The following is a 12,094-nucleotide window of genomic DNA, read 5'->3' on the forward strand; positions in this document are numbered from 1 at the left end:
GCTTTTCAGCGGTTTTTTTGTTTATTGGGTAAATATAAAACAGATCCAAAATATATCTACATGAGCTATACAGAAGGCATGCTCCGGGATGGAGCTTTAAATGGCAAAGTCATCTTGATTACAGGGGGAGGAACTGGACTGGGCAAATCAATGGGTTCCTACTTTTTGAAATTAGGGGCCAAATTGGTCATTACCAGCAGAAAATTGGACGTTCTGGAGCAGACCGCCAAAGAAATGGAAGGAAGTTTTGGTGGGGAGGTTTTGCCCTTGACCTGTGATGTCAGGGAAATCGATCAGGTGGAAAAAATGTTTGACCAAGCTGTGGCCCACTTTGGTAAAGTAGATGTGGTGCTCAACAATGCAGCAGGTAATTTCATCAGTCCAACAGAACGATTATCCGCCAATGCTTTCAGCACAGTCTTGGATATCGTCCTTAAGGGATCTGCCAATGTGACCCTTACCGCAGGGAAGCATTGGATCAAAGAGAAACAAGCCGGTACCTTCCTGAATGTGGTGACTACTTACGCATGGACAGGATCTGGATATGTGGTACCTAGTGCCGCAGCCAAAGCAGGCGTGTTGGCTATGACCCGATCACTCGCTGTGGAGTGGGCCAAGTACAACATCAGGTCCAATGCCATCGCACCGGGCCCGTTTCCCACCGAAGGGGCATGGAGCAGATTGCTTCCCGGGGATTTGGTAAAGAAGTTTGACCCGGCCAAAAAAGTACCCGTGGGAAGGGTAGGAGACCACCAGGAATTGGCGAATCTGGCTGCCTATCTGGTCTCGGATTTTTCTGCTTATGTCAACGGGGAGGTCATGACCATAGACGGTGGAGAATGGCTGATGGGTGCCGGAGAATTCAACAACCTCGACGCCATACCCCAGGAAATGTGGGACATGCTGGAAGCGAGCAGAGGAAAAAAGGGATGAGCCCCAAGGTCATTTGGGGCTATCTGAAAGCCAAATGGAAGATTAGGAATCTTTGAATTTATCTTTCTTCCTTAAACACCGGCGCTTTTTTCAATGGGAGGTTTAGGGTAAAATCCCATTGCGGCAAGACTTTGGGTATGTTTCTTTCTGTGAGTGTGGCCGTTTCTATAAAATACCATCTATGGTCAGGAATAGACAGCACACCAATCAAGACTGATTCTGTAGTAATTTTGCCACCCGGTACCTGCGTGACGGTAGTGATCGGGATCAGTGCATGAAATTCTTCGCCCACGAGTTTGGTGACCGTGGCTTCTTTTACCCGATAATCAATCAGAAATTTCCCTTTGGTTTTCTGGGTTTGGTTCACTTGGATCAGTGTCTTTTCCATGGCATTCCTCCCTCCTACACTGGAGATGATGCCTGGATAGGTAAAATCCAAAAGCATTTCATAATCCTCGTTCAATTGGGCCAAAGCATAATCCAGGGAAGCTTCCAAAATTTCTACTTTGTCCTGTGCCATCGCCACATTCCAGGCCAGACCCAAAAACAGGCCTGCCAAACAAATTATCTTTTTCATCAAAAATGGGTATTAAACAAAGTGTGAATTAAGTGCTAAATTTTAGAAAAATCCATTTTTTTCATAAAAATAGAAAATCATTTTCCCAGCCTTGATCAATCAAATACCTAATTTCCTAATAATGAAAAGAATAAGGGTGACCAAGAGAGAAAGCAGCAACATGGAGGTGATGGGGATATACATGCTGAAGTTTTCCTTTTCGATACGGAAATCTCCAGGTAGCCTGCCTAAACCAATGCTCTTTCCTTGGAAAAAATAAAATAGGGCTCCTATTATCAAGAGTATCAATCCCAATGTCATCAAACCTTTTGCGAGTTGGTTTTCCATAAAGAGTCATTCGATGTCAATAAATCAAATTTCAAAATAAAAAAGGGAGGATGGAAGTCTTTAAGAGTGAATTTAATCAATTTTAATCCATCCTCCCTTTAAAAATGGCAAACGGCCCAACTCAATACAAAAACCCAAACAACCAAAGCGGAATTTTTTTTGGATTTCCATATTCGATGTCATCTGCTGCAATAAAGCTGTTTTTGACACCTTGGATCTGCTCAGAAGTTTTATTTTTGCCACCCACCTCGAAATGGTATTTTCCATTGATCCTAAAATCCCCATCCTTGACATACTCTACCGTATGGGCGTAAGCAAGCTGATTGATGAAGAAGGTTTCTCTCAGATTGCCTAAGTTTGCATTTTTCGGCGTGAAGGCAAATTGGAAATTGGTGTTTTCCAGGTAGATTTTCTCAGGCTTCTGCATCTGTGTGATGCCCCTGATGTCCTTATAAAGGTTCTATGTCAGATGGGCCTCTTGCAGGAAAAAGAGGTAACTCACCAAAGTATTCCTATTGATGCCGATGCGCTCACTGAGTTTGCTCACGTTAGGTATAAAGGGTACTGATTCTGAAATGATATGGAGCAAATGCTTCAGTTTGGAAATGTAGGAAATGTCAACATTCCTCAGCAGAGGCAATTCAATCTCCAAGGTCATGTTCACCACCTCTTCCAGGCGTTGATGGTACAGGGCAGGCACCTCCTGGAAAAAAGGAAAGTAGCCGTGGTTCAGGTAAGCGGCAAAATGCTCCAAAGGTTTTACCTTCTTGAGTACCTCTCTTGACAGGGCGACGTGGTTTTGAAGCAGGTCTTCCAATATAAGTATTGGAAATTCATGTCCGGTCTTGATGGCCAGAAACTCCCTGAAAAACAAACCCTGCATGTGGTAGATTACCGCCCTTCTGCTGAGGTCTGTCCTTGTGTTGAAGATTTCCAGCATGGAGGAGCCTGTGAATACGACCTTTAGCTCTGGGTAATCATCGTAGATGTTTTTGATCTCTATAGACCAATTGGAGTATTTGTGCACCTCGTCAAGGAAAAGGTATTTGCCACCTCTTTTACAAAATAATCCACGAGATCCACCAAGCTGTTTTGGGAAAACCAGATATTGTCCAAACTTACAAATAAAGTGGTATGGTCAATGGGTAAGTTTTTCTTGATGTATTGAAGCAGCAGGGTGGTCTTTCCAACCCCCCTTGGCCCTTTGATACCGATCAACCTTGCCTCCCAGCGGATTTTATCGATTATACTTCGGACAAAATCCAGGGAAGTGGAATCAATTTTCTTCAGAAATTTTTCATCAATGGATTCCATATTTATGCTTGTTTGAATAAGCAAATTTTTATTAGATTACTTGTTTTAACAAGCAAAAAATAAGTTTAATAGCTTATTGAAATAAGTAAAAAATAAATTAAAATGCTTATTTCAATAAGCGAAAATGTGAGAGCATAGATAGTAGATTAATTGGGATTGTAAATTTGATGTATGAATAAGCCATTGTACCACTTTGAGCCAAACAACTTTTTTTAAAACCCACAAACACTTTGTCGTAACTTGAAATACTCAAGTTTAGGTAAATCTGAGAGATATTTCGTGGTAAAAACATCCAGTGTCATTGGTGTTTTAGCGGCTAAAAATTGCCTTTGTTACAAACTCTTCCAAAAATTCTGTACATTTAAGTCGTTGAACTTTATTACTTTTGTTGCGTAACCATTTATCGTGAAGCAATTTATCAAAATAGCACTCCTTGTTTTCTATGTGTTTTTTAACGCAGGGTTAAGCTATTCCATGCATTTTTGTGAAGGTGGTTTTGAAAGGATCAACCTGTATGCCGAAAGCAAAACCTGCTGTGGTTCCGAAGTGCCAATGCCCGGTTGTTGTGATGATGTATCCAGTTTTGACCTGCCCAACACCGATCAGCAGGCATTCCATATATTGGATTTTCAGCCTTTAAATTTGGATAACATAGTACCGTCTTCTTATGTGGCTTACACATCAGGTATCCTTGAAGCAATTGAAAAAACATCATTTGCAGATACCTCACCCCCAATAATTCACAATACTCCGATCTATATTTTTTGTCAGGTATTCCTGATATGATTTTTTGTTGCTCCCCAAAAGGCTGCTAGCATTTCATGCAAAGGCGCAAAAACATAGTGGATTCAATTCTATGACTCATAATGTTCTACAGAGATTTTCAGATTGAACCTCTTTAGGTTTTCAAACCCTGACAGGTTCCTTTCCCAATTTCTAAGAGCATCCCAGTCTCAGGTGGTTTTTGCACTATTGAACCATTGTCATTGAAAACAGCCTCAATATCCTAATATTTACTCATATCAATGAGTATCACTTCATACAGATTTAACAGCTTATTCTATGTTAAATAATATTATCAAGTTTTTCCTTGAAAACAAACTGGTGACCGTCATCCTCCTGCTGCTCGTCGTTGGATGGGGGATCGTGACTGCACCCTTCAACTGGAACACAGGCTTCCTGCCCAATGATCCTGTTCCGGTAGATGCCATTCCTGACATTGGTGAAAATCAACAGATTGTTTTTACAGAATGGATGGGACGCTCTCCACAGGATGTGGAAGATCAGATCACTTATCCTTTGACGGCTTCATTATTGGGTATGCCGGGAGTGAAATCCATCAGAAGTACCTCCATGTTTGGCTTCTCCTCCATTTACCTCATATTTGATGAGGATGTGGAATTTTATTGGAGCCGATCAAGGGTTCTGGAGAAGTTGAGCTCACTTCCATCAAACCTGCTTCCGGAAGGGGTCCAACCCAAGTTAGGTCCTGATGCCACCGGACTCGGTCAGGTTTATTTTTATACGCTTGAGGGAAGGGATGAAGCGGGTCAGCCAGCAGGTGGCTGGGACTTGCATGAATTGAGAAGTGTACAGGATTATTATGTGAAATACGGGTTGGCGGGTACTGAGGGGGTAGCAGAGGTGGCCAGTATTGGAGGCCATGTAAAAGAGTACCAAGTTGATTTGGATCCGGTGGCCATGCGGGCCCACAGTGTGTCCATGATGGAAGTGATGAATGCCATCAAGCAATCCAATCTCGACGTGGGGGCCAATACCATTGAAATCAACCAAGTGGAATATATTGTCAGGGGATTAGGGTATGTAAAAAACCTGACTGATATAGAACTGGCAGTGGTCAAGATGACCGAGAATGTTCCTCTCAGGATCAGGGATATTGCCAAGGTAAACATCGGACCAGCCAGTCGGGCTGAGCGCGCCATTCTGGACAAAGGAGGTGCTGAAGCGGTAGGGGGTGTGGTTGTGGCCAGATATGGGGACAATCCACTTCAGGTTATTGATGCCATCAAAGCCAAAATAGACGAAATTTCTCCGGGACTGCCAAGTAAGACCCTTGAAGACGGTACGGTTTCCAAGGTAACCATTGTTCCTTTCTATGACCGTTCAGGCCTGATTAAAGAAACACTAAATACCCTGAATGAAGCCATCAGCTTGCAAATCCTGATCACCATTATTGTGATCATGGTGATGGTGTATAATTTAAGGGCTTCCTTGTTGATTTCGGCGCTTTTGCCACTGGCCGTACTGATGTGCTTCATCATGATGAAGTATGTTGGTGTTGATGCCAACATAGTGGCCTTATCAGGAATTGCCATTGCCATCGGGACAATGGTGGATTTAGGGATCATTCTGAACGAGAATATCCTGAGGCATTTGGAGGAATCGGATGAAAAAAAGACCAAACTCCAGGTCATTTATGACGCAACCACCGAGGTAGGATCGGCCATCCTTACTGCGGTGATGACCACCATCGTCAGCTTTTTACCAGTATTTACCCTTCAGGCCGCAGAAGGTAAGCTCTTTGGGCCTTTGGCCTATACCAAGACATTTGCCTTGGTGGCGGCATTGATTTTCACCTTGGTATTTATGCCAGCATTTGCCCATTGGGTTTTTGGGGTCAAAGTCAAATCCAAAAACTATAAAACCATCCTCAACGGGCTGATGGCAATAGCTGGTTTGATCCTGCTCTTCTATTTCCCATGGGCTGGCTGGGTGTTGCTACTATTTGCTGCCAACTACCTGATCCATCATTTCTTCCCAAAGCAAACACAAGAGGGACGGTATAAAAACCAAGTTGCTATGTGGATTGCTGTGGTAACAGTTTCGGTCCTTTTGGCCGGCGAATGGCGGCCTTTGGGCCTTACCCAATCGGTACTGGTTAACTTCCTGTTTATTGGATTGGTCCTCGGGTTGGTGTTGGGACTTTTCTTACTTTTTATTCGGTTCTATGCCCAGATGCTGAAATGGTGTCTGGAACATGCCAGGGTTTTTCTACTTATTCCTGCCTTAATTATCCTTTTCGCTCTTAACATCTGGTTGGGCTTCCATAGTGTATTTGGCTTTGTGGCCAAAGGCTTTGATCAGGTAGGTTGGAATATCCGTACCACTTCAGTTTGGTCCGGACTTACCCATGCCCTTCCAGGATTGGGCAAAGAATTTATGCCTGCTCTGAATGAAGGTTCTTTTCTTTTGATGCCCACTTCCATGCCCCATTCCGGGGTAGAAGCAAATATGCAGATTGTAAAGCAATTGGACATGTTGGTACAGGCGATTCCAGAAGTAGAAATGGTGGTAGGAAAAGCAGGGAGGGCCGAAAGCCCATTGGATCCTGCGCCAATGTCGATGTATGAAAACATCATCAATTACAAGTCTGAATACCTGCAAGATGAAAATGCCCAAAAACTTCGCTTCAAGGTGGATGGTGATGGTAATTATCAGATTCAGTTAATCGGTAAATATTGGTGGTATGACCGCAGGGATGGAGCTGTCTGGGATGAGGATGACCAACTTATGGAAGAATCCCAAAGGAAGGCAGTGGAAAGAAATGTTGCCAAGTATTTGGTTCGCGATGAAAGAAGAGGGCAATACTTCCGTCAATGGCGGGATGAAATTCGCACCCCGGACGATATCTGGGATGAGATCCAACTGCGTACCTCCAACATTCCAGGAGTAACTTCAGCCCCAAAACTCCAGCCCATAGAGACCCGCTTGGTCATGTTACAGACCGGGATGCGTGCCCCTATGGGAATGAAAGTTTTTGGGCCCGATTTGGAGACCATAGAGAATTTCAGCCTAAAACTGGAAGCTTTGCTTAAGGAAGTACCGTCGGTGAAAGCGGAGGCGGTATTTGCAGACCGTTCATTGGGCAAACCCTACCTGGAGATAGACCTGGACAGGACTAGGCTCGGAAGATACGGACTGAATGTGGCTGATGTACAGGAATTGATTGAAGTGGCAGTAGGGGGAATGACACTAAGCACCACGGTGGAGGGCCGTGAACGCTATGCCATCCGTGCCAGATATGCTCGTGAGTATAGGGATGATCCTGAGGCTTTAAGCCGCATATTGGTCAGCACGCCAGAGGGGACACAAATCCCATTGGGACAACTTGCTGAGATCAACTATCGACCTGGCCCCATGATGATCCGAGGGGAAAATACTTTCTTGGTCGGATATGTCCTTTTTGATAAAAGAGAAGGTTTTGCTGAGGGCAACGTAGTAGATGAAGCACGGGCCTATATCCAAAATCAAATCAATTCCGGCAACCTGCAAGTGCCTCAGGGTGTTTCCTTCACCTTCTCAGGCAGCTACGAAAACCAAATCCGTGCAGAGAAGCGGTTGGCCATCGTGATTCCGCTCTCTTTGGCTTTGATCTTTCTGATACTGTATTTTCAGTTCCGATCTACAGCCATGGTATTGATGATATTCACTGCCATAGCCATGGCCTTTTCAGGAGGTTTCTTAATGCTTTGGCTCTACGGTCAGGGTTGGTTTTTTGATTTCAGCTTGATGGGAACCAATATGCGGGAGCTCTTTCAAATGCGCACGTTCAATCTTTCTGTCGCTGTTTGGGTAGGTTTTATAGCCTTATTCGGCATAGCCACGGATGATGGGGTGGTGATGGGCACCTATTTGAAGCAAAGTTTTGAACGAATCCAACCTGGTAATGTGCAGGAAGTACGTAATGCTGTATTGGAAGCCGGACTTAAAAGAGTGAGACCTTGCCTGATGACCTCAGCGACCACTTTATTGGCCTTACTGCCGATATTGACCAGTTCCGGTCGCGGTTCCGATATCATGATTCCTATGGCCATTCCTGCATTTGGGGGGATGACCGTAGCGCTTATATCTTTATTTATAGTCCCGGTGCTGTATGGAAAGTATAAAGAATTTCAGGTAAGAAAACATAGATATTAGTTGATATGTGTTGGGTGAAATATAGTTGAAATATGCTTCGCGAAATAGGGTTGAAATATACCCTCAGTGAAATATAATTCGAGAAATAAAGTTGAATAATGCTTTTGGCGGTAACGAGAAGTAATTTAAAAAAAATGATATGGAAGAGAAAAAGAAATTTATTCCACTTGTGAATTTGGAAATTTACCAGTTGGCAAGAAAGCTCTCATCATTTGCTTGGAAAATATATACACGACTTTCATACCAAGAGAAGAAAGTTTGGGGTGATCAGATGCTGGAATCCGTAGACTCAGTTGGGGCGAATATTGCGGAGGGATATGGTCGGTATCATTATTTAGAAAAGGCCCGTTTTTATTTTATAGCAAGAGCTTCATTGTCTGAAAGGAAAGAGCACTGGTTGGATTTAGGCTTTGAAAGAGGGATTGTCGTTTCTGAAGAATGGAAAGAAATCTGTGCCATCCACAAACCTCTACAAATTAAACTGAACAACACGATTACTAAAACTTACCAATCCAAGAAAGGAGGTTCAAATGAAAAGGGTTAATCTCACCGCATTCCGAAAAGCCACCTATGCGAATAAAAGACTGGTGCTAAAAATTATATCAACCCTATTTCTATTTATTTCTACCATATTTCATTCAAACACCCAAACCCTAAACAACTACCTCGAAATAGCCATTGACAACAACCCTTCACTTCAATCCTCCTTTAATAGCTATCGAGCTAACCTAGAAAAAGTTAATCAGGTAAGTTTAGAGAATCCTCAGTTGAATATTGGTGTGTTCACACGACCCATGGAGCTTTTGATGGGAAATCAGCGGGCGGAGGCCTCCGTGATGCAAATGTTTCCTTGGTTTGGGATGTTGAAGGCTCAGAAGGATGAAGCTACCTTAATGGCAGAGGCAAGGTATGAGGATTTCCGACAACAAAGAAATTTGATCCTTTTTCAGGTTAAGGAGACCTATTTCCAGCTGCAGCAATTGCAGAATACCATTGAAGTTACCAAAGATAACCTGGAGATTATGAAGTCCTTAGAGGAATTGGCCATCATCCGTTATCAGGGAGGGAATACTTCTGAGGCAGTGTCTTCGGTATCGAATGCCGTAAGGAGTCAGGCTAGAAATGGTCAGGCCAATACTTCAGATGGAATGGGAATGGGGAGTAACAGTCAAAATAGATCACCTGGAATGAATCCATCTACAGGGGGTGCGTCAACCATGACTGGTATGGGTTCAGGTGTCGGTTCGGGAAAATTGACTGATGTACTTCGGCTACAGGTGCAGATCAAGGCCCTTGAGAGTGATTTAGGCCAGATGGAAGTGGACAAAAAGCCATTATTGGCTCGATTTAATCAGTTGATGGGCAGAGATAAAGACGAAACGGTTGTATTCGAAACCGCAATTTCCACGCAGAAAGAATTGGGCTGGGAAGTAGCTTTGCTGGAAGAAATCTTAAATACCAATCCCATGATGCTGATGCTGGAAAAAGAAGGATTGGCTTACCAAAAACAAGGGGAGATGGCCAAACTGGAGGGCAAACCGATGTTTGGGTTGGGCTTGAACTACATGATGTTTTCGCCCAGGCCAGAAATGGGTGTGCCGGGGGGATTGAATGGCATGGACTATATGCCTGCCGGTATGGGCAACAACATGTTTATGCCGATGGCCACTGTTACCCTGCCGATTTACCGGAAAAGGTATAAAGCTGCTGAGGCCGAATCCAAATTTTATATGGAAGCCAACGAAAGTCAAAAAGAAGATTTGCAGCTGTCATTGATAACCGAGTTCGAAACCCTATTGGCATCCATCAAAGATGCTGATAGAAAAATCAGGCTTTTGGAAGAACAGATTGAGTTGACCGAACAGACTTTGGAGCTCTCCGTCACTTCATATGCCACTGAAGGTAGCTCCTTCGAGGAAATTTTAATTATTCAACGAGAACTTCTGGACTTCAGGCTCAATGCGCTGAATACTAGCATCGAAAGGGAAATTGCATTTGCTAGATTAGAAACCTTGGTGGGGCTATGACCTTAGATGGCTTTAGGAACTAGGAGGATCCATTGGATTCAAACTAATATGAAACAAATGGAGACGAAATTGAAACTGTATCTTAATTATTGGGCCTGTGTACCACCAATACACAGTATCCCCGAATAGCTAAATTTGATATAATTAATTAAACAATTGATTTTGAAACAATGAGCACAAAGAGGAATATACTTATCATAATTATCGGCTGCCTGTTTTTTGGAGGAGTCATGGGCTGGTTGGTTCGAGGTGGGGGGGGAAAACATCCTGATCGCGAACACACCCATATTGACGAGGACGGAGTAGAATACACCTGTTCTATGCATCCCCAAATCCGACAAAATGAGCCAGGGCAATGTCCCCTCTGTGGAATGGCCCTTACGCCGGCAAGCCAAAAAAAGACAGATTCAAGCCCCTATGTACTGGAAATGAGTCCTGAAGCAGTCGCCCTATCCAATGTAATGACCACTCAGGTAAAATCAGGCGAAACGGGTTCAAAAGTTCAACTTAGCGGTAAAATTCAGCCCAATGAAAAAAGAATCAAGAGCCTAACGGCCAATTTTTCAGGCAGGATAGACGCTCTGTTTGTTAGTTTTACAGGCGAGGAGGTTAGAAAAGGTCAGAAACTGGCCACCTTGTATTCCCCGGAATTGGTCAATGCCCAGAAGGAGCTTTTAGAAACTGCCAAGATCAAAGAACGTCAACCTTCTCTATATCGGGCTGCCAAAGAAAAACTGAGGTTATGGAATATCTCAGAAGAACAAATTGCCGCCATAGAGGCCAAGGGAGAAGTGAGAACACAATTCGACATCTACGCCGATGTTTCAGGTGTTGTAACAGGCCGAAATGTGGCGGTAGGAGATTTCATCAATAGGGGATCCGTCTTGTTTGAAATCATTGATTTGAACCAAGTTTGGGTGGTTCTTGATGCTTACGAATCAGACTTGTCGGCTTTGAAAAGAGGAGATTCCCTTACTTTTCAAGTGGCCGCCTATCCGGGGAAGGAGTACAAGGCAACCATTACCTATATTGACCCCATTTTAAACGTAGGTACCCGGACAGTAGCCATCCGGGCTGAAGCACCTAATCCCGGATTGCAATTGAAACCGGAAATGTTTGTGTCTGCCACCATTCAAACCAGGGCCGATCAGGAAAAAGGTTTACTCATTCCCAAATCTGCCGTTTTATGGACAGGGCCTCGAGCCGTTGTTTACGTTCAGGTTGGAGATAAAAATGCACCGGCTTTTGAAATGCGGGAAGTTATACTCGGCAATAGGGTGGGAGACAATTATCTTCTGGAGTCCGGTTTGAGAGATGGTGAGGAAGTGGTGAGCAATGGCCTTTTTTCCATTGATGCCGCTGCCCAGCTTTCAGGCAACTATAGTATGATGAGCCAGGCTAAGGTCAAATCTTTAGAGGTGCCTGAGGCATTTTCGAATCAATTGACCCAGCTTGTCATACATTATACTGAGATCAAAGATGCTTTGGTAAAATCTGATGCTCAAGCAGTCAATAGTCACCTATCTAAGACCATGAGCGCATTGGAAAAAGTGGATATGGGTCTATTGGAAGGTCAAGCCCATGATACATGGATGGCGCTTTTAAGGCCAATGAAAAGCAGTATGGATGACTTGGGAAAGACCATGGAAATAGAAGAGCAAAGGAAACATTTTGAAGTACTTTCAAATCAGGTGATTGAAGCAGTTGAATATTTTGGTATCACTGGAGATGCTGTATACCGCCAATACTGCCCAATGGCTTTCAGGGACAATGGAGCCTATTGGTTAAGTTTCGAAAAAGAGGTCAGAAATCCCTATTTCGGTGACCAAATGTTGACTTGTGGTGAAGTAAAAGAGGTTTACTCAGCAGGGCAGCGGGTTATGGCAAGGGAAGAAAACAGCAGAGCCAAAACGCACGCACACTGACTAATTGGTAAGCCATTGTAGCTGTGGTTACCAAAATTCAATAGTTACATTTA

The 12,094-nt window shown here is 43.6% G+C and carries 9 protein-coding genes and 1 pseudogene; 6 read left to right on the forward strand and 4 right to left on the reverse strand.

Annotated elements, in window-relative coordinates:
* Nucleotides 1–60: 60 nt before the first annotated feature.
* A complete protein-coding gene (locus H1A14_RS01530; protein WP_194774437.1) occupies nucleotides 61–933 on the forward strand; it encodes an SDR family oxidoreductase in 873 nt (290 codons plus the stop codon).
* 58 nt (nucleotides 934–991) lie between these two features.
* Here H1A14_RS01530 and H1A14_RS01535 read toward each other — a convergent pair whose 3' ends face one another.
* The 4 genes and pseudogenes from H1A14_RS01535 to H1A14_RS01545 form a co-directional block, all read right to left on the reverse strand.
* The gene (locus H1A14_RS01535) at nucleotides 992–1,510 is read right to left on the reverse strand and encodes a hypothetical protein (RefSeq protein WP_194774438.1); all 519 of its coding nucleotides are present in this window, start codon (nucleotides 1,508–1,510) and stop codon (nucleotides 992–994) included.
* Between the two features lie 99 nt (nucleotides 1,511–1,609).
* Entirely contained in the window at nucleotides 1,610–1,837 is a 228-nt protein-coding gene (locus H1A14_RS01540; RefSeq protein ID WP_194774439.1) for a DUF2905 domain-containing protein, read from the reverse strand.
* A gap of 121 nt (nucleotides 1,838–1,958) precedes the next feature.
* Nucleotides 1,959–2,264 (reverse strand): hypothetical protein, encoded by a 306-nt coding sequence (locus tag H1A14_RS23120; protein ID WP_228527488.1) that lies wholly within the window; start codon nucleotides 2,262–2,264, stop codon nucleotides 1,959–1,961.
* Nucleotides 2,265–2,297: 33 nt separating this feature from the next.
* A pseudogene (locus H1A14_RS01545) lies at nucleotides 2,298–3,151 on the reverse strand (ATP-binding protein).
* Nucleotides 3,152–3,556: 405 nt separating this feature from the next.
* On the opposite strand from H1A14_RS01545, the gene H1A14_RS01550 reads away from it, so the two are divergent.
* The 5 genes from H1A14_RS01550 to H1A14_RS01570 all read left to right on the forward strand — a co-directional run bounded on the left by H1A14_RS01550 (nucleotide 3,557) and on the right by H1A14_RS01570 (nucleotide 12,041).
* Nucleotides 3,557–3,937, forward strand: coding sequence for a hypothetical protein (locus tag H1A14_RS01550; RefSeq protein WP_194774440.1), 381 nt, complete (start codon nucleotides 3,557–3,559; stop codon nucleotides 3,935–3,937).
* 276 nt (nucleotides 3,938–4,213) lie between these two features.
* Complete coding sequence (locus tag H1A14_RS01555; RefSeq protein ID WP_194774441.1) at nucleotides 4,214–8,089, forward strand: efflux RND transporter permease subunit; 3,876 nt, start codon at nucleotides 4,214–4,216, stop codon at nucleotides 8,087–8,089.
* A gap of 139 nt (nucleotides 8,090–8,228) precedes the next feature.
* Nucleotides 8,229–8,633 (forward strand): four helix bundle protein, encoded by a 405-nt coding sequence (locus H1A14_RS01560; RefSeq protein ID WP_194774442.1) that lies wholly within the window; start codon nucleotides 8,229–8,231, stop codon nucleotides 8,631–8,633.
* On the forward strand, nucleotides 8,620–10,116 hold the full coding sequence (locus H1A14_RS01565) for a TolC family protein (protein ID WP_194774443.1): 1,497 nt from the start codon (nucleotides 8,620–8,622) through the stop codon (nucleotides 10,114–10,116). Before H1A14_RS01560 ends, H1A14_RS01565 begins: the two co-directional genes overlap by 14 nt.
* A gap of 170 nt (nucleotides 10,117–10,286) precedes the next feature.
* Nucleotides 10,287–12,041, forward strand: coding sequence for an efflux RND transporter periplasmic adaptor subunit (locus H1A14_RS01570; protein WP_194774444.1), 1,755 nt, complete (start codon nucleotides 10,287–10,289; stop codon nucleotides 12,039–12,041).
* Nucleotides 12,042–12,094 lie beyond the last annotated feature (53 nt).

This window comes from Pararhodonellum marinum (assembly GCF_015354735.1).
In the GTDB taxonomy this organism is placed as follows: domain Bacteria; phylum Bacteroidota; class Bacteroidia; order Cytophagales; family Cyclobacteriaceae; genus Pararhodonellum; species Pararhodonellum marinum.